This is a genomic window from Pseudomonas guineae, from assembly GCF_900113745.1.
Lineage (GTDB): Bacteria > Pseudomonadota > Gammaproteobacteria > Pseudomonadales > Pseudomonadaceae > Aquipseudomonas > Aquipseudomonas guineae.
This window is the reverse complement of the sequence record NZ_FOQL01000001.1, coordinates 308,685-330,642: the sequence shown is the minus strand read 5'-3', so window position 1 is coordinate 330,642 and position 21,958 is coordinate 308,685. Positions and strand designations below refer to the sequence as shown.

At 55.8% G+C, this 21,958-nt stretch carries 21 protein-coding genes; 16 read left to right on the top strand and 5 right to left on the bottom strand.

The window, feature by feature from the left end; translation table 11 throughout:
* The first annotated feature begins 146 nt into the window (after nt 1-146).
* Nucleotides 147-956: a PhzF family phenazine biosynthesis protein gene (locus tag BMZ32_RS01635; protein WP_090238666.1), complete on the top strand. Its 810-nt coding sequence runs from the start codon at nt 147-149 to the stop codon at nt 954-956.
* Here the strand turns inward: BMZ32_RS01635 and BMZ32_RS01630 are convergent.
* Both BMZ32_RS01630 and argF read right to left on the bottom strand, forming a co-directional pair.
* A complete protein-coding gene (locus tag BMZ32_RS01630) occupies nt 953-2,059 on the bottom strand; it encodes an ABC transporter ATP-binding protein (RefSeq protein ID WP_090238663.1) in 1,107 nt (368 codons plus the stop codon). The genes BMZ32_RS01635 and BMZ32_RS01630 overlap by 4 nt on opposite strands.
* Nucleotides 2,056-2,976 carry an ornithine carbamoyltransferase gene (gene argF, locus BMZ32_RS01625; protein WP_090238659.1) on the bottom strand — a complete coding sequence of 307 codons (921 nt, stop codon included), beginning with the start codon at nt 2,974-2,976 and terminating at the stop codon, nt 2,056-2,058. The genes BMZ32_RS01630 and argF overlap by 4 nt, the downstream gene beginning before the upstream one ends.
* Nucleotides 2,977-3,306: 330 nt before the next feature.
* On the opposite strand from argF, the gene BMZ32_RS01620 reads away from it, so the two are divergent.
* The 3 genes from BMZ32_RS01620 to grxD all read left to right on the top strand — a co-directional run bounded on the left by BMZ32_RS01620 (nt 3,307) and on the right by grxD (nt 6,433).
* Nucleotides 3,307-3,738 carry a hypothetical protein gene (locus BMZ32_RS01620; RefSeq protein ID WP_090238656.1) on the top strand — a complete coding sequence of 144 codons (432 nt, stop codon included), beginning with the start codon at nt 3,307-3,309 and terminating at the stop codon, nt 3,736-3,738.
* A 143-nt stretch (nt 3,739-3,881) separates the two neighbouring features.
* Nucleotides 3,882-5,990 (top strand): molybdopterin oxidoreductase family protein, encoded by a 2,109-nt coding sequence (locus tag BMZ32_RS01615; RefSeq protein ID WP_090238653.1) that lies wholly within the window; start codon nt 3,882-3,884, stop codon nt 5,988-5,990.
* Between the two features lie 116 nt (nt 5,991-6,106).
* Nucleotides 6,107-6,433: a Grx4 family monothiol glutaredoxin gene (grxD, locus tag BMZ32_RS01610; RefSeq protein ID WP_090238650.1), complete on the top strand. Its 327-nt coding sequence runs from the start codon at nt 6,107-6,109 to the stop codon at nt 6,431-6,433.
* A gap of 63 nt (nt 6,434-6,496) precedes the next feature.
* On the opposite strand, the gene bfr is transcribed toward grxD, so the two are convergent.
* The gene (gene bfr, locus BMZ32_RS01605; RefSeq protein ID WP_090238647.1) at nt 6,497-6,967 is read right to left on the bottom strand and encodes a bacterioferritin; all 471 of its coding nucleotides are present in this window, start codon (nt 6,965-6,967) and stop codon (nt 6,497-6,499) included.
* A 195-nt stretch (nt 6,968-7,162) separates the two neighbouring features.
* Entirely contained in the window at nt 7,163-7,381 is a 219-nt protein-coding gene (locus BMZ32_RS01600; RefSeq protein ID WP_090238644.1) for a bacterioferritin-associated ferredoxin, read from the bottom strand.
* A 388-nt stretch (nt 7,382-7,769) separates the two neighbouring features.
* Between BMZ32_RS01600 and flgB the strand changes: the two genes are divergently transcribed.
* The 12 genes from flgB to BMZ32_RS01540 all read left to right on the top strand — a co-directional run bounded on the left by flgB (nt 7,770) and on the right by BMZ32_RS01540 (nt 20,197).
* Nucleotides 7,770-8,177 carry a flagellar basal body rod protein FlgB gene (flgB, locus tag BMZ32_RS01595; RefSeq protein WP_090238641.1) on the top strand — a complete coding sequence of 136 codons (408 nt, stop codon included), beginning with the start codon at nt 7,770-7,772 and terminating at the stop codon, nt 8,175-8,177.
* A gap of 15 nt (nt 8,178-8,192) precedes the next feature.
* On the top strand, nt 8,193-8,636 hold the full coding sequence (gene flgC, locus BMZ32_RS01590) for a flagellar basal body rod protein FlgC (protein ID WP_090238638.1): 444 nt from the start codon (nt 8,193-8,195) through the stop codon (nt 8,634-8,636).
* A gap of 25 nt (nt 8,637-8,661) precedes the next feature.
* Nucleotides 8,662-9,330 carry a flagellar hook assembly protein FlgD gene (gene flgD, locus BMZ32_RS01585; RefSeq protein WP_090238636.1) on the top strand — a complete coding sequence of 223 codons (669 nt, stop codon included), beginning with the start codon at nt 8,662-8,664 and terminating at the stop codon, nt 9,328-9,330.
* A 42-nt stretch (nt 9,331-9,372) separates the two neighbouring features.
* On the top strand, nt 9,373-10,782 hold the full coding sequence (gene flgE / locus BMZ32_RS01580) for a flagellar hook protein FlgE (RefSeq protein ID WP_090238633.1): 1,410 nt from the start codon (nt 9,373-9,375) through the stop codon (nt 10,780-10,782).
* Between the two features lie 201 nt (nt 10,783-10,983).
* The gene (locus BMZ32_RS01575; RefSeq protein WP_090238629.1) at nt 10,984-11,724 is read left to right on the top strand and encodes a flagellar basal body rod protein FlgF; all 741 of its coding nucleotides are present in this window, start codon (nt 10,984-10,986) and stop codon (nt 11,722-11,724) included.
* A gap of 46 nt (nt 11,725-11,770) precedes the next feature.
* Nucleotides 11,771-12,556 (top strand): flagellar basal-body rod protein FlgG, encoded by a 786-nt coding sequence (gene flgG, locus BMZ32_RS01570; RefSeq protein WP_090238626.1) that lies wholly within the window; start codon nt 11,771-11,773, stop codon nt 12,554-12,556.
* An 83-nt stretch (nt 12,557-12,639) separates the two neighbouring features.
* Nucleotides 12,640-13,359 (top strand): flagellar basal body L-ring protein FlgH, encoded by a 720-nt coding sequence (flgH, locus tag BMZ32_RS01565; RefSeq protein ID WP_090238623.1) that lies wholly within the window; start codon nt 12,640-12,642, stop codon nt 13,357-13,359.
* An 11-nt stretch (nt 13,360-13,370) separates the two neighbouring features.
* Nucleotides 13,371-14,474: a flagellar basal body P-ring protein FlgI gene (locus BMZ32_RS01560; protein ID WP_090238620.1), complete on the top strand. Its 1,104-nt coding sequence runs from the start codon at nt 13,371-13,373 to the stop codon at nt 14,472-14,474.
* A 10-nt stretch (nt 14,475-14,484) separates the two neighbouring features.
* Nucleotides 14,485-15,657 (top strand): flagellar assembly peptidoglycan hydrolase FlgJ, encoded by a 1,173-nt coding sequence (gene flgJ, locus BMZ32_RS01555; protein WP_090238617.1) that lies wholly within the window; start codon nt 14,485-14,487, stop codon nt 15,655-15,657.
* A gap of 6 nt (nt 15,658-15,663) precedes the next feature.
* Nucleotides 15,664-17,763 (top strand): flagellar hook-associated protein FlgK, encoded by a 2,100-nt coding sequence (gene flgK, locus BMZ32_RS01550; protein ID WP_090238614.1) that lies wholly within the window; start codon nt 15,664-15,666, stop codon nt 17,761-17,763.
* 105 nt (nt 17,764-17,868) lie between these two features.
* Nucleotides 17,869-19,401 carry a flagellar hook-associated protein FlgL gene (gene flgL, locus BMZ32_RS01545; protein WP_090238611.1) on the top strand — a complete coding sequence of 511 codons (1,533 nt, stop codon included), beginning with the start codon at nt 17,869-17,871 and terminating at the stop codon, nt 19,399-19,401.
* A gap of 70 nt (nt 19,402-19,471) precedes the next feature.
* Nucleotides 19,472-20,197: a class I SAM-dependent methyltransferase gene (locus BMZ32_RS01540; protein WP_090238609.1), complete on the top strand. Its 726-nt coding sequence runs from the start codon at nt 19,472-19,474 to the stop codon at nt 20,195-20,197.
* Between the two features lie 21 nt (nt 20,198-20,218).
* Here BMZ32_RS01540 and BMZ32_RS01535 read toward each other — a convergent pair whose 3' ends face one another.
* Nucleotides 20,219-21,937 carry a tetratricopeptide repeat protein gene (locus BMZ32_RS01535; protein WP_090238607.1) on the bottom strand — a complete coding sequence of 573 codons (1,719 nt, stop codon included), beginning with the start codon at nt 21,935-21,937 and terminating at the stop codon, nt 20,219-20,221.
* Nucleotides 21,938-21,958: the final 21 nt, after the last annotated feature.

Genomic DNA, 21,958 nt, shown 5'->3' with positions numbered 1-21,958 from the left:
CTTTTGCTCGGTTCGCCGCCGGGCATGTGTCGAAACGATTGACCACCTGGTTGTGCTGTACGGCCCATTTCATGTCCGGCTGTAGCGGCGTTTGCGTGCCTGTTTGCGGCATGCTTGGACATGACATAAATGATGTGGGTGGTTTTATGCGGCTCGACTTTTACCAGATTGACGCCTTCGCTCAACGCGCCTTCAGTGGCAACCCGGCGATGATCTATCGCCTAGACAGTTGGCTTGATGAGGCCTTGATGCAGCAGATTGCCGCCGAACACAACCTGGCGGAAACCGCCTTTGTGGTGAAGGAGGGTGCGGCCTGGCATATCCGCTGGTTTACCCCGTCTGCTGAAGTACCGCTGTGCGGCCATGCCACTCTGGCGGCGGCTCATGTACTGTTTGAGCAGTATGACGAGCCCGGTGAGGTGATCGACTTCACCTGCATGTCCGGCGCGTTGCGGGTCAGTCGCGCAGGCGCCAGGCTGGTGCTGGATTTTCCCGTGCGTCGAGCACAGCCCTGTGAGCTGCGCGCCGAGGTTGAGCATGCACTGGGTATGCCTGTGCTGCGCGTGCTGGCCTTGCATGAAGGGCTGGGTATTCAGGAACTACTGGCGATATTGCCCAGTGAGACGGCTGTGCGTGCCTGTCAGCCCGACCTGCTAGCGCTGGCAAAATTGCCCGGGCTGGGCCTGTTGATCAGCGCGCCCGGCGAGCAGCACGATTTCGTCTCGCGCTACTTTGCACCTGCCATCGGCATCAATGAAGACCCGGTCACCGGCTCGACTCACTGCATTCTCACGCCTTATTGGGCGCAGCAACTCGGTAAGAATGCTTTGAGTGCTTACCAGTGCTCTGCGCGCGGTGGCGAGTTGCATTGTGAACTGGAGGGGGAGCGGGTGAAGATTGCCGGCCAGGCGGTATTGGTCGCAAGTGGCCGGCTAATGTTGCCGTGCGCTGATTAGCTGTCGCTGCTGTAGCGGCGTACACCCGATTCGCCCAGGCTGGCCTGCGTGGCAATACTGCCGGGCACTGCAAACGCTACTAGGTGATCGGCTTCTACGCGAATGCCAACCTGTTGGCCCGGTTGGTGGTCGGCGTGGCTGGGGAAAATCGCTTCCAGCTGACTGCCCGTTGGCAGTTGCAGGCGGTACAGGGTGGCTGCGCCGAGGAAGGTTTTGCCGACAATTAACGCTTTTTGCGTGCTCTCTGGGTCGTAAATGATGTCATCCGGGCGCAGCAGAACATCCACGGCGCTGCCGACGGGCCAGGTGTAGGCACGGTTACCACGAATCAACCCCAGCTCGGTTTGCACTGTGTCTGGGCTGAGCATCTGTCCGCGAATGAAATAGCCCTGGCCGATAAAACTGGCGACGAAGGGTGTGAGCGGTTCGTGGTAAAGGTTGAACGGCGTGTCCCACTGCTCCAGTTTGCCTTCCTTGAATACGCCGACTTGATCGCTCACGGCAAAGGCTTCTTCTTGATCGTGGGTGACTAGAATCGCGCTGGTGCCTCGGGCCTTAAGGATGTCGCGCACTTCATGGCTTAGGCGTCGGCGCAACTCACCATCAAGATTTGAGAAGGGCTCGTCAAGCAGCAGTAATTGCGGTTCAGGTGCCAGCGCACGGGCCAGGGCGACGCGCTGTTGCTGGCCGCCGGAAAGCTCATGCGGGTAGCGCTTGCCCAGGTGGCTGAGCTTGACCATCTCCAGCAGCTCACCGGTGATGCGCTCACAGTTCGCCTGCTTGCGGATGCCAAAGGCTATGTTCTCCGCCACGCTGAGGTGCGGGAACAGGGCGTAATCCTGAAACACCATGCCGATCCGGCGTTTTTCCGGCGCTAGGGTGTAGCCCGCCTTGGAGATAACCTGATCAGCCAGCTGGATCTCGCCCGCCAACACCGGTTCGAAACCAGCAATGGCGCGCAGCGTGGTGGTTTTGCCGCAGCCCGAAGGGCCGAGCAGGCAGCCGATGTCGCCGGCATTCAGGTGCAGATTAAGGTGCTGCACCACTCTGTGTTCAGAGTAGCCGCAGCTCAGCTCACGCAGGTTTAACAGGGCTTGGCTCATGCGTGGTGGTACGCCGGTTCAACCAGAAATTCGAGCAACGCTTTTTGCGCATGCAGACGGTTCTCTGCTTGATCCCAAGCCGCTGAGCGTGGGTCGTCGAGCAGGTCGAAGCTGATTTCCTCGCCGCGGTGCGCCGGCAGGCAATGCAGGAACAGCACGTCATCGGCCGCTGCATCGAGCAGAGCACGCGTGACCTGATAGGGCTTGAACTGGCGCATGCGTTCGGCGGCTTCTTCTTCCTGGCCCATGGAGGCCCAGACGTCGGTGCTGACCACATGTGCGCCAGCCACGGCTTGCAGTGGATCACGCAGCACCTGCACGCGTTCGCCCGCCAGTGCCAGCAGGCTGGCGCTGGGTTCGTAGCCCGCGGGGCAAGCCACACGCAGTTGGAAGTCGAACTGGATGGCCGCTTCTATATAGGAGTTGCACATGTTGTTGCCGTCGCCGATCCACACTACGGTTTTGCCTTTGATGCTGCCGCGGTGTTCCTGGTAGGTCTGCATGTCGGCCAGCAACTGGCAGGGGTGCAGGTCATCGGACAGACCGTTGATCACGGGCACACGCGAGTTGGCAGCGAATTCGGTCAGGGTGCTGTGGGCGAAGGTGCGGATCATCACTGCATCGAGCATGCGCGACATGACGATGGCGGCATCGCCAATCGGCTCGCCACGGCCCAACTGGGTATCTCGCGGCGAAAGAAAGATCGCCTGGCCGCCCAGCTGGATCATGCCGGCTTCGAACGACAGGCGGGTACGGGTCGAGGCTTTCTCGAAAATCATGCCCAGTACGCGGTTCTTCAGCGGCTCGAACAATACGCCGCGGTTACGCAAGTCCTTCAGCTCCATACCGCGGCGGATCAGCCCCACCAGCTCATCGGGTGTGCAATCCATCAGCGAGAGAAAGTGTCTTGCGCTCATCGTTAACTACCTTTTGACAGCGAGGCGCAGGTTCAATGGCCTAGATAAATAGAAGAAACGGCAGAACCTGCGGCTGGGAGCCGCATCATGCGACGAAACGGGAAAGGCGCGATCTTATAAGTAAATGGCGAGCCGGCGCAAACCACTCGCGAGTACACCAGCGTTATTCGATTTGTAAGCCTGAACCTATAGTCGTTGTGAGAGATGTCATAAAAACGACATCTGTGGTTGAAGTCGAGATACCTGGAAATTAGGATGCGCCCGCCTTTCCGAGGCAATGCATTGCCCCGCAATGGGGTATCCATGGATCGTTATGAAACGGAGTTTCATATGAAGTATTTTGCATCTATCGCCGCTGTCTCTGCTTTTGCCCTGTTGACCGGCTGTGCCAGCCAGAACGTCAGCCAACCAACTCTGCCGCTGGGCGGCGAAGTTAAAACAGGTCTGAAAGCTGATGTGAAAGTGGGCGAGACCATCTCGGGTGAGTCTTCGGTGAACATTCTGTTCAATGTGTTCAAGCTGGGTGGTGATACCCAGTTCGCCGACGGCGTAACCTACGGTGGCAGCGAAGGTGGTTTTGCTCTGGGTCTTGACCCAGTTGCTTCCGCTAAATCCGCAGCTGCATACAAAGCTGTCAAGGCATCGGGTGCTGACGTTATTGTCGCCCCGCGTTACGAAGTCAACGTGCAGGACTACTTCGTATACAAAACCGTTAGCGTCAAAGTGACTGGCAACAAAGGTACTGTCACTTCGATCCGTTAAGGTCTCGACGCTTTAGTGAATCGGCGGGCATGATGCCTGCCGATTCATAAGACAAAGCCTGCTGGTGTCCTGCTTTGGCTGGCACCATAGTTCGATTCTGGCGACCCGACCGGTCGTTTCGAATCAGAACAAGAGGCCAGGCCATGACCAAGTCCCTTCATCACCGTGCATGCCATCTCTGCGAGGCCATTTGCGGCCTGACCATTGAAACTGAAGTACAGGTTGATGGCTCAACGCAGATCCGCTCGATCAAGGGCGATCCCCAAGATACCTTCAGCCGCGGTCATATCTGTCCCAAAGCGGTGGCCCTGCAAGATATTCAGAGCGATCCCGACCGTTTACGTCAGCCGATGCGCCGTGTGGGCAGCGAGTGGCAGGCGATTGACTGGGATGAGGCCTTCGAGCTGGTAGCCGAGCGCTTCAGCGCAATCCAGGCAGCGCATGGCAAAAACGCAGTAGCGGTGTATCAGGGCAATCCGAGTGTGCATAACTACGGCCTGATGACCCACAGCAATTACTTTCTCGGCTTGCTGAAAACCCGCAACCGTTACTCCGCCACCTCGGTTGATCAGCTCCCCCATCACCTGACCAGCCATTTGATGTATGGCCACGGTTTGCTGATTCCGATTCCTGACATTGATCACACTGACTTTATGCTGATTTTGGGCGGTAACCCGCTAGCCTCCAACGGCAGCATCATGACCGTGCCGGATGTGGAAAAGCGCCTGAAAGCCATCCAGAAGCGTGGCGGTAAACTGGTAGTGGTTGACCCCCGGCGTAGTGAAACTGCCGCGATTGCCGACCAGCATGTGTTCGTGCGACCGGGCCAAGATGCCGCGCTGTTGTTCGGCCTGCTCAATACCCTGTTCGAGGAAAAGCTCGGCCGTAGCAGCCACTTGGCGATCGACGGGCTGGATGAGGTGCGCCAGGCCATCGCCGGCTTTACTGCCGAAACCATGAGTGCACGTTGCGGCGTGCCAGCGGCCGTAATTCGCCAGTTGGCGCGCGATTTTGCCACTGCCGAATCGGCGGTGTGCTACGGCCGTATGGGCGTATCGACCCAGGCGTTCGGCACCTTGTGTCAGTGGCTGGTGCAGCTGATTAATCTGGTCAGCGGTAACCTGGATCGGGTCGGTGGCGTGCTCTGTACTGAGCCCGCTGTGGACCTGGTAGCTACGACCTCTGGCGGTAATTTCAATCGCTGGCAGAGCCGCGTATCCGGTTTGCCGGAATACGGCGGTGAGTTGCCGGTATCCGCCCTGGCTGAGGAAATGCTCACTGACGGCGAAGGGCAGATCCGCGCGCTGGTAACAGTGGCCGGCAATCCGGTGCTGTCCACTCCCAATGGCCGCCAGTTGGAACAGGCGCTGGAGGGGTTGGAGTTTATGCTCAGCATCGACTTCTATATCAACGAAACCACCCGCTATGCCGACCTGATCCTGCCGCCAACCGGGCCGTTGGAGCATGATCACTACGACACTACTTTTAATATGTTCGCTGTGCGCAATGTCACTCGCTTTAACGAGGCGGTGCTGGCTAAACCTGCGGGCACGCTGCATGACTGGGAGATTTTCGTCGGTTTAGCTAAAGCCTTTGCCGGCAAGAATGACCTGGAACTTAAGCCAACTATGGCCCCTGAGCAGATGATCGATATGGGCCTGCGTCTGGGTGCCTATGGCGATAAGTCTGAACATAAGCTTTCTCTGGCAGCGCTGCGCGAACATCCTCATGGCCTCGACCTGGGCGCACTCAAACCTAACCTGGGTGCGCGACTGAAAACCGTCAACAAGCAGGTGCAGGCCGCTCCAGCAGTGATCATGGCCGACCTGCAACGTTTTGCTGCACAACCGGTAGTTAATGCTGGCGAATTGTTGCTGATTGGGCGTCGCCATGTGCGCAGCAATAACTCTTGGATGCACAACTACCATCGCCTGGTTAAAGGTAAGCCACGCCATCAACTGTTGATGCACCCGGCAGATCTGCTGCAGCGTGGGCTCAGCGATGGTCAGCGGGTGCGGGTGCGTTCGCGAGTTGGGGTGATTGAAGTTGAAGTCGCCGCCAGCGACGAGATGATGGCCGGCGTAGTCAGCCTGCCGCATGGCTGGGGTCATGCGCGGCCTGGCGTACAGATGAGCATTGCCAGTGCGCAACCAGGCGCCAGTGCCAATGACCTGACCGATGAGCGGCAACTCGACAGTTTGTCCGGTAATGCCGCATTGAACGGGGTGCCGGTGCAGGTGGAGGCCGCCTGACAGGGTTTACTTGGCTATGGACATGGCAGGGAAGGCCGAGCATTGCGCTCGGCTTTTCGCTACAATGCGCCACCGCGCCGACCCGTGAGTCGGAAAGTTAAGTCCTGAGGTGCCCAATGGATATCATCGAAACCATCAAAGAGCAGATCGACGCCAACACCGTTCTGCTGTACATGAAAGGCTCGCCGAACGCTCCGCAGTGCGGCTTTTCCTCCAAGGCTGCGCAGGCTGTGATGGCTTGTGGTGAGAAATTCGCCTACGTCGACATCCTGCAAAACCCGGAAATTCGCGCCAATTTGCCGAAATACGCCAACTGGCCAACCTTCCCGCAACTGTGGGTCGGTGGTGAACTGGTCGGCGGTAGCGACATCATGGCGGAAATGTTCGATAAGGGTGAACTGCAGGCCCTGATCAAAGACGCTGTGCAAAAAGCCGACGCGTAAGCAGGCGCTGCATAAACAACAAACCCCGCCAAGTGCGGGGTTTGTTGTTTATGGCGTGGACATTTATTCGTCCATTTGTGACTGCAGGTAGTTCTGCAAGCCAACCGACTTGATCAAGCTGAGCTGAGTTTCCAGCCAGTCGATATGCTCCTCCTCGGAACAGAGGATGTCTTCCAGCAGCTCGCGGCTGGCGTAGTCACCGATGCTTTCGCAGTAGGCAATCGCCGCTTTCAGGTCAATGAGCGCCTTATGTTCGATCTTCAGGTCGCACTCGAGCATTTCCTGTGTGTTCTCGCCGATCAGAATCTTGCCGAGGTCTTGCAGGTTAGGCAGGCCCTCGAGGAAGAGGATGCGCTTGATCAGCTTGTCCGCATGCTTCATCTCGTCGATGGACTCGTGGTACTCGTGCTCACCGAGTTTCTTCAGGCCCCAGTCCTCGTACATGCGCGCATGCAGGAAGTACTGATTGATCGCGACCAGCTCGTTGCCGAGGATCTTGTTCAGATGCTGAATGACTTTCTTGTCGCCTTTCATGTCTGCGTCTGCCTTGCAGGGAGTTAGCGCCTGATTCTGGGCCGCGGGTTTTTGACTGTCAAACCTAAGTGGCTGAATTCAAAGTTAAATCCAATCTGAGTAAGAATGTTTAAGTTCTGCATTTTGCTGCTAAGGCATTGAATTAAAGCCATAAAAAAACCGGACGCAAGGCCCGGTTCTTCATGACGTGGTTAATCAGGCGGCAGTAAAGCTGGCCGGGTAGGCCGTGGCGGCCTGGCTGATTTGCACGTTGTTTAAGGTTTCGCGCACCACTTGCTTGGCCAGGCAGGCACATTTGCCGCATTGGCTGGCAACGCCGAGGGTATTTCGGACATCACGGTAGCTGCAGCAGCCTTCATAGATAGCTTCGCGGATCTGACCGTCAGTAACACCTTCGCAGAGACAGACGTACATGATTAAGACTCTTAGCAGGGCGGTGGCTAGTGCGAAAGATACTAATGCTAATGAGAATGCTTGTCAAAGCCGTGCGTGATTGACTGACAGGCGGTAGGTCGGCTCGGTTTTGTTCTGCGCGTGACTGATTCAGCTGAGTGTCCTGACTCTGTCGGGGTAGAGCGCAGGGCAAGGTTTTACGTCATCTATGTGCCAGAGTATTCGGCAAAGGTCAGCGTTTGATTGCCGCTTGCATGCCCTTAGGCGGAAAGTGTTTGCCGCCTTGCCACATTTAACGCCTTATTTATTAGTTAAATAATTGATAAATAAGTAAAAAATAAAATGGCACAGGCTTTGCTTATGGTCTTGTACGGAAAACAGCAACGCCAACTGGCAAAGGTTTCTGACCATGAGCATCAGTTTTGATCGGGCACTCGGCATACATGAAAAAGCACTCGGCTTTCGCACTCAGCGTGCCGAGGTGTTGGCCAACAATATCGCCAACGCCGATACGCCTAACTACAAAGCGCGTGATCTGCAATTCGCCAGCGTTTTAGCCGAGCAAAGCGCCCAGAGTCAGCGCGGCCCGGTCAGCCTGAATCGAACTAATAGCCAGCATATTCCTGCTGAAGGGGTGATGGGCGGCGATGCCAGCCTGGCATACCGCACTCCGATGCACCCCTCGATTGATCAGAACACCGTTGACCTGCAGATCGAGCAGTCCAATTACGCGGAAAACTCGGTGCAGTTTCAAGCCAGTTTCACCCTGCTCAACAGCAAATTCAAAGGGTTGGTCAGCGCCCTGCGCGGCGATTAATAGGAGCCTGAAGCCATGTCACTTACCAGTGTTTTTAACATCGCCGGAATGGGTATGAGCGCTCAGAGCACTCGCCTGAATACCATCTCCAGCAACATTGCCAACGCCGAGACGGTCTCTTCCAGCATTGACCAGACGTATCGCGCGCGCCATCCGGTGTTTGCCACCGTGTACCAGTCAGCGCAAGGCGGTGATCGTGGTTCGCTGTTTGCCGATCAGGACAACGCCGGTGTAGGCGTCCAGGTGCTGGGCGTGCTCGAGGACCAGAGCAGCCTTATGCCGCGCTATGAGCCGAACCACCCGGCGGCCGATGAGGGCGGCTATGTCTACTACCCCAACGTCAATGTGGTGGAAGAGATGGCCGACATGATTTCTGCCAGCCGGGCTTTCCAGACCAACACTGAAATGATGAACACCGCCAAGCAGATGATGCAGCGCGTATTGACTCTAGGTCAGTAAGCCGACGGATAAGGAGCACGAACCTATGAGTACTGTTGGCGGCGTCAGCGCAGGGGTATTGGACCAGTATCAGATTAAAACTGAAACGGGTGGGAAAGAAGAACTCGGTAAGAACGAGTTTCTCAACTTATTGGTGGCCCAGTTGAATAACCAGAACCCACTTGAGCCGCAAGGCAACGGTGAGTTTATCGCTCAGTTGGCGCAGTTCAGCCAGGTTGAGGGGATTGAGAAGCTCAACACCAGCATGGGTTCTTTGGTCAGTGGCTATCAGTCATCTCAGGCGCTGCAGGCCTCTTCGCTGGTCGGGCGTAAGGTCATCGTGCCAACGGACAAGGCGGTGGTCGATACCAGCGAGAGCTTTAAGGCCAGCTTGGTTTTGCCTGCCAGCAGCAGCAACGTCTACGTCAATATTTACGACAAGTCGGGCTCGGCTGTGAGTCGGGTCAATCTGGGCGATCAGGCCGCCGGTAACGTCAGCTTTATCTGGGATGGCAAGGACTCCAGCGGCAATCTATTGCCACCTGGCACTTATAAATTCGAGGCTCAAGCTACTTATGCCGAAGGCACTAAGGGGCTCTACACCATGCTGCCGGCCAATGTTGACAGCGTCACCTTGGGTGGCAGCGAGTTGATGTTGAATCTTGCAGGGCTTGGCAGCGTGCCGATGTCGCAAGTTCAGGTTATCGGTCAGTAACTAACGGTTTTAGCCGCCGGCTGTCCGGCAAAGGAGTCTTCCATGAGTTTCAACATAGGGCTTAGCGGTCTGCGTTCCGCGACCAGCGACCTTAACGTGACCGGTAACAACATCGCCAACGCCGGTACGGCAGGCTTTAAGCAGTCGCGTGCAGAGTTTGCCGATGTGTACTCGGCTTCGGTAAACGGTATGGGTAAGAACGCCATTGGCAGCGGCGTGTTGCTGAGCAACGTTTCGCAGTTGTTCAATCAGGGCAACATTAATAACACGCAAAACTCCTTGGACCTGGCGATCAACGGTAACGGTTTCTTCCAGACCAGCAACAACGGTGACGTGAGTTATACCCGAGCCGGCTACTTCGGCACTGACCGTGATGGCTTTATGGTCAATAACTTTGGCTACAAGCTGCAGGGCTATGCTGTCGATGGCAATGGCAACCTGCAAAATGGCGTGATCAACGACCTGCGCATTGAGACTGCGAGCCAATCGCCGAAGGCGACCACGACGTTGGATCAGACGTTCAATCTGAACTCGACCAATAAGGTGTCGGCTGACTGGCAGAGCGCTTACGATTCGTTCCTTGCGGTGCCGGCTAACGCTGGCAATTTTGACGGGGCTAAAGCTGCTGGTAATGCCACCTTCGACCCGGCTGATCCGACGACTTACAACTCCTCGACCTCAACCAATATCTATGACACTCAGGGCAACGCGCATGTGATGTCCCAGTACTTCGTCAAAAGCGGCCCGAATGAGTGGCAGATGAACGTGTTGATCGATGGGCGCAGCCCGAGCGCCCCGCAGCTAAGTGCTCCCGCCGGTGTAGAGCCACTGCGCTATCAGTTGGGCTTCGATGCCAGTGGTCAGCTGTCCGGACTGTCATCGGTAGATAGTGCTGGTGTACAGACGCCTATCGCGCCAGCAGGACAGTTCACGCTTAACGGTTGGAATCCAGCGGCTCCGGACGCCTCTTCAGTGAGTGGTTGGTCGCAGAATGGTGCATCCAGTAACGCTGGTGGTGTTGTTGTTGATCTGCGCGGTTCCACCCAGTTCTCCAGCACCTTTGCGGTCAACAGCGTCAGCCAGGATGGCTACACCACTGGCCAGCTGGCCGGCCTGGAAATTGACGACACTGGGGTGATCTTTGCCCGCTATACCAATGGTCAATCCAAGGTGCAGGGGCAGGTAATTCTGGCTAACTTTGCCAATACGCAAGGGCTGACGCCCGTGGGCAAAACGGCTTGGGTGCAGTCCTTTGCTTCCGGTGAGCCGGTTGTTGGCACGCCGCGCAGCGGAACGCTGGGTGCCCTTCAATCGGGCGCCCTAGAGGACTCCAACGTCGAGCTGTCCGATCAGCTGGTCAACCTGATCGTCGCTCAGCGCAACTACCAGGCCAACGCGAAAACCATCGAAACCGAAAGCGCGATCACCCAGACCATTATCAACCTGCGTTGATAATGGCCGGCGGCGGGCAAGTGCTTGTCGTCGGCGGCAAAAATACGCCGCTTCGGTTTTTAAAAGGCTCCTTGATGGAGCCTTTTTATTTTTAAATTCATATTTATCAAGAGCTTATTGTTTTTTTCCGAATGCTGGCATAGGCATTGCTTCATAGCCTGTATAGAGCAGCGGGCGACTCGCCCAACTCGGAGAATAACCATGGACAAGATGCTGTACGTTTCCATGACTGGTGCCCACAACAACACCCTGGCCCAGCGTGCCCACGCCAACAACCTGGCAAACATCACCACCAATGGTTTTCGCCGGGATTTTGAACAGGCGCGTTCCATGCCGATCTTTGGTGACGGTTTACCGTCGCGGGTCTATGCCATGAGTGAGCGCCCCGGCACCGACTTCACTCCCGGCTCGTTGCAGGAAACCGGTCGCGATCTGGATGTGGCAGTGGGCGGCAAAGGTTGGCTGGCTGTGCAAGCGCCTGACGGCACTGAAGCCTACGTGCGCACCGCTAGTTTGAACGTCGATTCCTTGGGTGTGCTGCGGACCGGCAATGGCTTGCCGGTGATGGGCAACGCTGGGCCGATTGCAGTCCCGCCCGAGCAGAAAATCGAAATCGGCAAAGACGGCACCATCAGCATTCGTGCGCTGGGTGAAGCGCCAAATGTGCTGGCTGAGGTCGATCGCTTAAAGCTGGTCAACCCAGACCTTAAGCAGATGGAGAAGGGCACTGACGGCATGATCCGCTTCAAGGGCCAAGGCCCGGTGCAGGCCGATGCCAATATGGAAATCACCTCGGGCTTTCTCGAATCGAGCAACGTCAACGCCGTGGAAGAGATGACCGCGATCCTCTCTTTGTCCCGTCAATTCGAGCTGCAAGTGAAGATGATGCGCACCGCCGAAGACAATTCGTCGGCCATGGCGCGCGTCTTGCAAATGACCTAATTACCAGCACGCGGCGTCGGTAAAGCGACGCCCGAGGAGAATCGATATGCTTCCGGCACTGTGGGTCAGCAAGACGGGTTTGTCCGCTCAGGATATGAACCTGACCACCATTTCCAACAACTTGGCCAACGTCTCGACCACCGGCTTTAAACGTGATCGCGCCGAGTTTGAAGACCTGCTGTACCAAATCCGCCGTCAACCCGGCGGTCAGTCCAGCCAGGACAGCCAACTGCCGACCGGTTTGCAGCTGGGTACTGGTGTGCGCGTGGTCGGCACACAGAAAATCTTCACCGCCGGCAGCCTGCAAACCACCGAGCAGCCGCTGGACATGGCGATCAACGGCCGTGGTTTCTTCCAGGTATTGCTGCCCGACGGCACCGTGTCTTACAGCCGTGACGGTAGCTTTCACCTGAATTCCGATGGCCAGGTGGTGACCTCTAACGGTTATGCCTTAGAGCCAGCCATTGTCCTGCCCAATGAAGTGCGCACCTTTACTGTGGGCGAGGACGGCACTGTGTCGGTGACCACTGCCGGCAGCCCGCAGCCGCAGATCGTCGGTAACCTGCAAACCGCCGACTTCATTAACCCTGCGGGGCTGGAAGCCATCGGTAACAACCTATTCCTGGAGACCGCCTCCAGCGGCGCGCCGCAGGTTGGTACGCCCGGTTTGAACGGCCTGGGTAGCACGCTGCAAAACACCCTGGAGAACTCCAACGTCAGTGTGGTCGAGGAGCTGGTGAACATGATCACCACCCAGCGCGCGTATGAAATGAACTCAAAGGTCATTTCTACAGCGGACCAGATGCTCGGCTTTATTTCGCAAAATCTTTAATGGCGTAGGGTGGGTTAGACGCGAAGCGGCGTAACCCACCAAGGTCTTCACCCCCGCAGAATGCAACATCTGAGGTAATCGATATGAACCGGCTGATCATCATAAGTGCACTGCTTGGCCCTCTGGCTTTGAGCGGCTGCATGGCGCCCGCGCCTAAGCCGGACGATCCCTATTACGCGCCAGTAATGCCGCGTACTCCGCTGCCCGCAGCACAGAACAATGGCTCGATTTATCAAGCTGGATTCGAGAACAACCTGTTTGGTGATCGCAAGGCTTATCGGGTGGGCGACATCATCACCATCACCCTGAATGAGCGCACCCAGGCCAGTAAGAACAGCACCAGTAAAGTCAGCAAAGACAGCTCGGCTAACCTTGGCATTCCCAATCTCTTCGGCATGGCCGTATCGCCGAAAAACCCGCTGGCCTCCATCGGCGCGTTGGGCATGACCAATGACACCCTAGGTCTGGATGCCAGCTTCGATGCCACGCGTTCGGCAGATGGCTCAGGTGCTGCCGGGCAGAGCAACAGTCTCACCGGCTCGATTACCGTATCGGTGGCTGAAGTGATGCCCAACGGCATTTTGCTGGTGCGCGGTGAAAAGTGGATGACCCTCAATACCGGCGATGAGCTGGTGCGCATTGCCGGCCTGGTTCGCTCTGACGACATTTCCACCGACAACACCGTGTCCTCAACTCGGATTGCCGATGCACGTATCACCTATTCGGGAACCGGCGCCTTTGCCGATGCCTCCCAGCCAGGCTGGATGAGCCGTTTCTTTCTTAGCCCAATGTGGCCGTTCTAAGGATGGTCAACATGACGCTTAGTAAATACCTCATCGCTGTCGCGGCACTGTTGCTGGCCTCACTGGCCCAGGCCGAACGGCTGAAAGACCTGGCCAGCATCCAAGGTGTGCGCAGTAACCAATTGATCGGCTATGGCTTAGTGGTGGGTCTTAATGGCAGTGGCGACCAAACCACCCAGACGCCCTTCACCGTGCAGACCTTCAATAACATGATGGCGCAGTTCGGTATTAAGGTACCGGCCGGCGGCAACGTGCAGCTGAAGAACGTCGCAGCGGTGTCGATCCATGCCGACCTGCCGGCCTTCGCCAAGCCCGGGCAGACCATCGACATCACCGTATCGTCCATCGGTAACGCCAAGAGTTTGCGCGGTGGCAGCCTGCTGATGACCCCGCTTAAAGGTATCGACGGCAACGTTTACGCCATCGCCCAAGGCAACTTGGTGGTCGGCGGTTTTGACGCCGAAGGTGGCGACGGCTCGCGTATTACTGTCAACGTGCCGTCGGCGGGGCGCATTCCCGGTGGTGCAATGGTCGAGCGGCCAGTGCCAAGCGGTTTCAATCAGGGCAACAGTCTGACACTCAACCTCAACCGCCCAGATTTCACTACCGCGAAAAACATTGTTGATCACATCAACGAACTGCTTGGCCCAGGCGTCGCTCAGGCCGTTGATGGCGGCTCGATTCGCGTCAGCGCGCCACTCGATCCGGGTCAGCGGGTGGACTACCTGTCGATTCTGGAAAACCTCGAAGTCGAGATCGGTCAGGCGGTTGCTAAGGTCATCATCAACTCACGCACCGGCACCATCGTGATTGGCCAAAATGTTCGGGTACAGCCAGCCGCCGTGACCCACGGCAGCCTCACTGTGACCATTACCGAAGACCCAATTGTCAGCCAGCCGGAAGCCCTGTCCGGCGGCCAGACCGCTGTGGTGCCGCGTTCAAAGGTCAATGCTGATCAGGAATTAAAGCCAATGTTTAAGTTCGGCCCTGGTACCACGCTGGATGAAATCGTCCGCGCGGTTAATCAGGTCGGCGCATCGCCTTCCGACCTTATGGCCATCCTGGAGGCGCTCAAGCAAGCCGGCGCGCTGCAGGCCGACCTGATCGTGATTTAAGGGGCAGACGATGGACTCTAAACTCTCAGCTGGTTTGCTTGGCGGTCAAAGTGCTGTCGACAGCGGCGCCTATAACGACCTGGGCCGTTTGCAGCAATTCAAGGTCGGCGGCGACAGCGAAAAGAACATAAAGAAGGTCGCTCAAGAATTTGAGTCGCTGTTTCTTAATGAAATGCTCAAAGCCATGCGCTCGGCCAACGAGGCGTTCGGTGAAGGCAACTTCATGAACAGCAACGAGAGCAAGACCTATCAGGACATGCACGACCAGCAACTGTCCGTGACCCTATCCAATCACCAGAACGGTATTGGCCTGGCCGACGTGCTGGTGCGGCAGATGTCGCAAATCAAGGCCGCCGATACCCGACCAAACCCGTTTGCCCAGGTCAATGAGCCGGTGCCAAGCGCGCCGAGCAAGCCACTGGCTCAGGTCGAGAGCAGCCGTGATGACAGCTCGCTGCTTAACCAGCGGCGGTTGTCCCTGCCAGGCAAACTCACCGATCGTTTGTTGGCTGGTATCGTGCCGTCAGCGGCTACTGCCGATGGCCAGCCGTTGGCGCAAAATAACTGGATTCCTGCCAAAGCCTTTGCCGCACCCGCCGATACTGCGCTGGGCTTGAGCGGCACCGACGCCATCACTGGCCGGCGTATTGCCCAGCCACCGCTGGCTCCAGGCAAGGCGGCGTTCGGCTCGAAGGATGAATTTATTGCCGCCATGCTGCCAATGGCCGAGCAGGCCGCCGACAAGATTGGTGTCGACCCGCGCTACCTGGTGGCCCAGGCCGCACTGGAAACTGGCTGGGGCAAGTCGATTATTCGCCAACAAGACGGCTCCAGCAGCCACAACCTGTTTGGCATCAAAACCCACAACACCTGGGAAGGCGACTCGGCGCGCGTGCTAACCACTGAATTCAAGGGCGGCAAGGCGGTTAAAGAAGCGGCGACCTTCCGCGCCTACGAATCCTACGCCCACAGTTTTGACGATTACGTGAGCTTCCTGCAGGGCAATGGCCGTTACGAAAAAGCCCTGGCCACCACCGACAAGCCAGAGCAGTTCGCCCGCGAATTGCAGAAAGCCGGCTACGCCACAGACCCGCAGTACGCACGCAAAATCGCCCAGATCGCCCGGCAGATGCAGACCTACCAAACAGTCGCGGCCGTTAACACGCCGTCCACTAACGGATGATGAACCATGGCTGACCTTCTCAGTATTGGCCTGTCCGGGCTCACGGCGAACAAAACCTCGCTGGCGGTCACTGGCCATAACATCACCAACGTCAACACCCCCGGCTTCTCGCGCCAGGATGCCGTGCAGGCCACGCGCAACCCTCAGTTCAGTGGTGCTGGCTATATCGGCTCAGGCACCACCCTGGTTGATATTCGCCGCAGTTACAGCGAGTTTCTGAGCGCCCAGGTGCGCAGCAGCACCGCTCTTAGTTCCGATGTTGAGGCCTACAGAGGCCAAATCGAGCAGCTCGACTCGCTGTTGGCCGGCACTACTACCGGAATCACGCCCTCGTTGCAGAAGCTGTTTTCTTCTTTGCAGACAGCCGCCGAAGACCCGGCCAATATTCCCGCGCGGCAGTTGGTGTTGTCTGAGGCCCAAGGTTTAGCGCGCCGTTTCAATACGGTTGCCGATCGGATCACCGAGCAGAACAGCTTCATCAACAAACAAATGTCAGCCGTCAGTGATCAGGTCAATCGCCTGGCCACCTCAATTGCCAGCTACAACGATGCAATCGCCAAAGCCGCCGCTAATGGTCAGCAGCCCAATGACCTACTCGATGCTCGAGAGGAGGCCGTTCGTCAGCTGTCCACTTTCGTGGGTGTGACGGTGGTGGCGCAAGACGACAACTCACTGAATTTATTCGTCGGTACTGGCCAGCCGCTGGTGGTGGGTAACAGCACCAGTCGCCTTGAAGTCGTTCCGGGGCAGGGCGACCCGCTGCGTTTTGAGGTAAATCTGGTTAACGGTGGTTCAAGTCAGGGAATTACCTCACTAATCACCGGGGGCGAATTGGGCGGGTTGATTCGCTACCGTGCCGAGACACTGGACCCAACCCTCAACTCGCTGGGTCGTCTGGCGCTGGCGGTCAGTGATCAGGTCAACACCCAGCTTGGTCAGGGCTTGGATTTGAAGGGGCAAGTGGGTTCGGCGCTGTTCGGTGATTTTAATGACCCAGCCTTGGCCAGCTTGCGCGCCCGCGCTTTTTCGACGAATACCGGCAGCGTTCAGCCGGCGTTGAACATCACCGATACCAGCGTGCTCACCACCAGTGATTATCGCCTTGAATACGACGGCACCACCTACACGGCCAGGCGCCTGAGCGATGGCGAGGCGATGACAGTAATCGCAAGCCCGCTAACGACGCCTCCCTCAAGCGTACCGGCCTCTTACCCGGCCACACTGACGTTCACGGATAAGGCAGGCAGGGGTCAAGGCTTCGAGCTAGCGTTAGGCTCTGAGCCGGTTGCGGGTGACAAATTCCTGCTGCAACCAACCCGGCGCGGCGCCACGACTATTAATGCCCAGTTGGATCAGCCTGATCAGCTAGCTTTTGCCGCGCCATTGCGCTCCGCGGCTGATTTACAAAACCGCGGAAATGCGGTGATAGGCCAGCCGCAAATAACCAATACCCTTGAGCCCATGAGGTTGAGTAACCTCAAGGCCATTGATTCGATTGAGCTGACCTTTGACTCAGTCAATGGCCGCTTGCAATTCACTAGCCCATTGCCGGCCGGTGTGACCATCACCTCACCGGCCATGCCAGCACCCCCAGCGCCTCAAGTGCAGACTATCGGCGTCACGTCCGGGCAAAATAATCAGCTCAGTTATGTCGTCGAAGTCGATGACGGCGTAATGGTGCAGTCCTATACGATTAGTCAGAGCTTCAGTGGCCGCCCAGAGAACGGTGATAAGTTCACCCTTGGCTTCAACAGCAGCGGCGTTTCCGATAACCGCAATGCCCTGAAATTGGTTGATCTGCAGAACAAACAGACCGTGGGTGTGGACCCTACTATCACCAGCATCGGCACCGGTGTGAGCTTCACCGATGGTTACGGTGATTTGGTCGAGCGCGTCGGCACCCTGACCGCCCAGTCCCGACAGGACAGCGAAGCCACCGGTGCCATCCTCAAGCAGGCAACCAACAACCGCGACTCTTTGTCGGCGGTCAACCTCGACGAAGAGGCCGCCAACCTGATCAAATTCGAGCAGTACTACAACGCATCAGCGCAGGTCATTCAAGTTGCCCGCTCTTTGTTCGATACCCTGATTAATACGTTCCGCTAAATCTTCTGGTGCGCTGGGCGCACCTATAACAACTAAGCGCCAGCGTACTGGCGATCCAGATTCGGCAGCCAGGTAATTGCCAGGCTACCCAAGAGGTAAGTTCCAATGCGCATCTCCACTATTCAGGCGTTCAACAACGGAGTTGCCGGCATCCAGCGCAATTATGCCAATGCCACCCGCACCCAAGAGCAGATCAGCACCGGCAACCGCATCCTTACCCCAGCGGATGACCCGGTCGCCTCGGTGCGCCTGCTGCAGTTGGAGCAACAACAAAACGTGCTGGCCCAGTACAAGGATAATTTGACGGCGGCTGGCAATAGTCTTAGTCAGGAGGAGACCACGCTTAACTCGGTCAATACCATTCTCCAGCGCGTGCGCGAGCTTGCTGGCCAGGCTGGCAACGGCGCCATCAGCGCTGCGGATCGTAAATCCATCGCTGCCGAGTTAGGTCAGCGTGAAGATGAGTTGCTGGGTCTGATGAACACCCGCAATGCCCGTGGCGAATACCTTTTCTCCGGCTTCCAAGGTAAAAGCCAGCCCTTCGTTCGTGAGAGTGATGGCAGCTATCGTTACCAAGGCGACGAAGGTCAGCGCAAATTGCAGATTGCCAGCTCACTGAACTTAGCCATCAGCGATAACGGCAAGAAAATCTTCCAGAACATCACCAATGCTGAGCGGGTAGCCAGCAGCCTGACCGTCAGCCCTGCCGGCTCGACGCTTAGCGTATCCAATGCCTTGGTTCAGGATGAAGTCGCATTTGCCGCCACCCCGGCATTTCCCGAGGCGGGTATCAGCGTGGTGTTCGGTAATCCCGACGCGGCCAGTTATGAGGTGTTCGCCTACGGTACAGCGACCCCTGCCTTGGCTACCGGCAAGCTGGACAGCAACCCAGATCAAAGCGATAAACTGGTTTTTCGTGGTGTTACCCTGCAGTTTGATGGTGTGCCCGTCGGTGGTGAAACTGTCGTGGTCGGTGCCAAGTCCGCCATCAGTGTCGCGGCTTCAGGCAATCCGGCGCAGAGTCTGGCCTTAGCCGTTACAGACCCCGCGGCCACCTATGCCGCGTTTACCCCCGCCGGCAAGCTGGACTTCACGATAGTAGCCGAGGCCGCGCCCTCGACGGACTTCAACTTCGCCGCGCCGTTAACCTTAACCCCTGGGTTTTCCAGTGCTGCCACGGCTTATCCACTCACCGTACAAAGCAATGGCTTATCAATCACCCTGGCCGCCCCGCCCGTGACCGGTGACACCTTTACCCTCGGCCGTAAAGCAGAAGAAAAGCAGGGTATTCTCGACACCATCGCCAATTTACGGATGGCATTAGAGAGCTCTATCGATAGCCCAGCCGGCAATCGCGCGACACGAGATGCGGTGGCGGCGGCATTGAGCAATATCGACTTAGGTATGAGCACGGTGGACAGTGTGCGTGGTGAAATTGGCGCGCGCATGAACATTATCGACACCACCCAGGTCGACAATGACGATGTCACCTTGGTCAATAAAGGCGTACAGGCCAACTTGCGTGAGCTAGATTACGCCGAGGCGCTGTCGCGCCTGTCGTTCCAGACCATCATCCTTGAGGCTGCCCAGCAGAGCTATGTGAAAATCAGCAGCTTGAATTTATTCAATAAACTTTAATCTAATGCTGTACTAGAGGCTTAGAGCGTTCTGTTGGTTGTTTAATGTATTTAAGGGTTAGGTTGAATGAATGAGTGACGTAAGAGAAGTTAGGCTTGATTGGGGCCTCCATTCGGCATTGAAGTTGGTCAGCGATTATGAATTTGAGAGCGTGTTAGATATTGGTTCTGGTGATGGATTGCAGAAATATTTTTTTGAGATGTTCGGAAAGAAAGTTTTTTCTGTAGATATGAATAAAAATGCAGACTTTGTCGGCGACTTCTTGGAAATTGAATTTGAGAGAAGCTTCGATGTGATTTGGTGCTCTCATGTTCTGGAGCATCAGCGCAATGTTGGGCTTTTTCTTGAAAAAATTTTCACTTGTCTAAAAGAAGATGGGGTTTTGGTGATTGTAGTACCCATACATCCAAGAGAGCGTTTAATTGCAGGTCACTTGACAAGTTGGAACTCTGGATTGCTATGCTATAATTTGATACTTGCTGGCTTTGATTGTTCTGAAGCTGCACTGTTACAGAATTTTGAACTTGGGTGTATTTTAAAAAAACGACCGGTTGATATAGATGCAGCTTATCGGCGCGCGGGATCTGGCGCTGATGTTACAGGCTTTTACCAATTAGATCCTTTTGAAGTTTTGAAGGATTACTTCCCGTTTCCTGTTGCTCAAGGTGCTAATGCAGAGGTGCTTGAGCACGGCTGGGGTGGTACTAACTATAACTTACCGCTGCCATTGCATGGTGAATCATATAAAATTATCGGTAGGTTTGTTGGCGAAGATGGAGTGTTGGTCAAAGTTTAAAGGCCATCTCAATTTATGCGATCACTCGTTCGGTCTGATATTAGCAATTTTCGCAATAGCCGTTTCGATAGCATTCATCCAATTCTGGGTGTTTTGATTGCGAATAAATTCTACGGATGGATACCAGTAACTGGTTTCTTGCTCTAGTCCCCAGCGCCAGTCAGGGTCTGCAGGTAGAAGCAGGTACGTGGGCATGCCTAAGGCTCCGGCTAAGTGCACTGTGGTGTTATCAATTGTTATAATTAAGTCGAGTGCAGAAATTTGCGCGGCTTGGTCATCGATATTGACTAATGGATTGATATCCCTGTCGTTGTAAATGTCGAGGCCAATATCAGTCAGGCTGGCCAGTTCATCCTCTGTATTGCCATATTGTAAGTTGATGAACTGTACGTTGGTCAAAGCGCTGAGAGCTTGCATTTCATTGTGTTTTAGGCTGCGGGTATATTTGTTTGTGCCAGCAGTTGTGCCTCCGCGCCATGAAATACCAACCAGTAATTTCTCGGGAAATTGTTTTTTATAACTACTACGGATTATTTTTGTTTTCTCTTTTTCTGCTTGCAGAAAAGCATTTGGTTTTGAGAACTTGCCAATGTCACTACGCAATATTTTACACAAACTACCTGCGGGGATATGGTAGTCAGAAGATGGCCAGATTTTAAGAATGGGCTTGCCTTGCGTCGGTGTGCTTTTTTCAATGAAATTAATGTTAGGCATGCTTCTATTGAGTAAAGGGACTAGCCGCGGATCACACTCCCAGGCAATGTGCTCTGTCCATGCCAATAGGTCTGAAATGACAGTGGCGAACATGATTTGGTCGCCAACGCCTTGCTCACACCAAACCAACAGTCTTTTACCCTCGAGTGTTTCGCCCTGCCATTCAGGGATGTTGAATGTGTGGGCTTGATCTGCAATGGATTTGGCCCAGCGCCATTCGTTATGTTTCCAGCCTTGTTGGAAGTTGCCAAGTTTGAGCATCAATTGGGCAAGACAGTGGTGGGCATCGATATCGTCTGGGCTGAGTTCGAGTACCTGATTGTAATAATCTATCGCTTGGCGGTATTGACCTAGTTTGTTGTAGTTACTGGCTAGCTTATACAGAGCTTGTTGGTCATTAGGGGTGAGTTCCAGTACCAGTTGGCAGCAGGCAATGCTCTCGTGAAATTGCAGCAGGCAATAATATATGTGTGCGAGTGTCAGCAGCAGCCAGTGTGAGTGTGGTCCGTAGTCGGGATGCTCAAGTGCTCTGGTGATGAGTTGCTCTGCTTCGGAAAACTGTTCCTGGGCAATCAATGCCAGTGCCAGCAGCTGTAGCCTCCAAAAGTTAGGGTGCGCCTGGAACCAAGCATGGGTGTGCTCAAGGTTCTGCTTTAGCATATCGGCTCTTTGGGCCAGAAGCGGGAAAATCAGGGTGTCCACTTCTTCACAGGATGGCAGTTCCAAGGCCTGCTTGATGTGGTGAAAAGCTTTGGCATCGCGGCCTTGTGAGTGTAATAACGCTGCTGCTCGAGCGTGAGCTACAGCATGCTCAGGTACTAAGGTGGCAAGTTTTACATATAGGTTTGCTTGAGCTGCAAGGTCGTTACTTCGTTCAGCTTGCTGCAACGACTGAATGATTTTTTGTTGTGCTTTCTCGCGCGGGTTGATCATAGCTGAGGTGTCTTGTCGGGCTTGGATGGGACCACGATGCAGGAGGAATGGTGCGTTCGCAAGCTCTAGCCCGGGGCCAAATTTTTTTTTCATGCAAGCCCCTAAAGCTTTGTG

What these genes read in the sequence shown, in the direction of transcription:
- grxD (WP_090238650.1), top strand. Translation starts at nt 6,107, where the DNA reads ATGGATATCATCGAAACCATCAAAGAGCAGATCGACGCCAACACCGTT.
- flgJ (WP_090238617.1), top strand. Translation starts at nt 14,485, where the DNA reads ATGGACTCTAAACTCTCAGCTGGTTTGCTTGGCGGTCAAAGTGCTGTC.
- BMZ32_RS01635 (WP_090238666.1), top strand. Translation starts at nt 147, where the DNA reads ATGCGGCTCGACTTTTACCAGATTGACGCCTTCGCTCAACGCGCCTTC.
- flgG (WP_090238626.1), top strand. Translation starts at nt 11,771, where the DNA reads ATGCTTCCGGCACTGTGGGTCAGCAAGACGGGTTTGTCCGCTCAGGAT.
- bfr (WP_090238647.1), bottom strand. Translation starts at nt 6,967, where the DNA reads ATGAAAGGCGACAAGAAAGTCATTCAGCATCTGAACAAGATCCTCGGC.
- BMZ32_RS01560 (WP_090238620.1), top strand. Translation starts at nt 13,371, where the DNA reads ATGACGCTTAGTAAATACCTCATCGCTGTCGCGGCACTGTTGCTGGCC.
- BMZ32_RS01535 (WP_090238607.1), bottom strand. Translation starts at nt 21,937, where the DNA reads ATGAAAAAAAAATTTGGCCCCGGGCTAGAGCTTGCGAACGCACCATTC.
- BMZ32_RS01540 (WP_090238609.1), top strand. Translation starts at nt 19,472, where the DNA reads ATGAGTGACGTAAGAGAAGTTAGGCTTGATTGGGGCCTCCATTCGGCA.
- flgH (WP_090238623.1), top strand. Translation starts at nt 12,640, where the DNA reads ATGAACCGGCTGATCATCATAAGTGCACTGCTTGGCCCTCTGGCTTTG.
- BMZ32_RS01575 (WP_090238629.1), top strand. Translation starts at nt 10,984, where the DNA reads ATGGACAAGATGCTGTACGTTTCCATGACTGGTGCCCACAACAACACC.
- flgC (WP_090238638.1), top strand. Translation starts at nt 8,193, where the DNA reads ATGTCACTTACCAGTGTTTTTAACATCGCCGGAATGGGTATGAGCGCT.
- flgK (WP_090238614.1), top strand. Translation starts at nt 15,664, where the DNA reads ATGGCTGACCTTCTCAGTATTGGCCTGTCCGGGCTCACGGCGAACAAA.
- flgE (WP_090238633.1), top strand. Translation starts at nt 9,373, where the DNA reads ATGAGTTTCAACATAGGGCTTAGCGGTCTGCGTTCCGCGACCAGCGAC.
- BMZ32_RS01615 (WP_090238653.1), top strand. Translation starts at nt 3,882, where the DNA reads ATGACCAAGTCCCTTCATCACCGTGCATGCCATCTCTGCGAGGCCATT.
- flgD (WP_090238636.1), top strand. Translation starts at nt 8,662, where the DNA reads ATGAGTACTGTTGGCGGCGTCAGCGCAGGGGTATTGGACCAGTATCAG.
- BMZ32_RS01630 (WP_090238663.1), bottom strand. Translation starts at nt 2,059, where the DNA reads ATGAGCCAAGCCCTGTTAAACCTGCGTGAGCTGAGCTGCGGCTACTCT.
- argF (WP_090238659.1), bottom strand. Translation starts at nt 2,976, where the DNA reads ATGAGCGCAAGACACTTTCTCTCGCTGATGGATTGCACACCCGATGAG.
- flgB (WP_090238641.1), top strand. Translation starts at nt 7,770, where the DNA reads ATGAGCATCAGTTTTGATCGGGCACTCGGCATACATGAAAAAGCACTC.
- flgL (WP_090238611.1), top strand. Translation starts at nt 17,869, where the DNA reads ATGCGCATCTCCACTATTCAGGCGTTCAACAACGGAGTTGCCGGCATC.
- BMZ32_RS01620 (WP_090238656.1), top strand. Translation starts at nt 3,307, where the DNA reads ATGAAGTATTTTGCATCTATCGCCGCTGTCTCTGCTTTTGCCCTGTTG.
- BMZ32_RS01600 (WP_090238644.1), bottom strand. Translation starts at nt 7,381, where the DNA reads ATGTACGTCTGTCTCTGCGAAGGTGTTACTGACGGTCAGATCCGCGAA.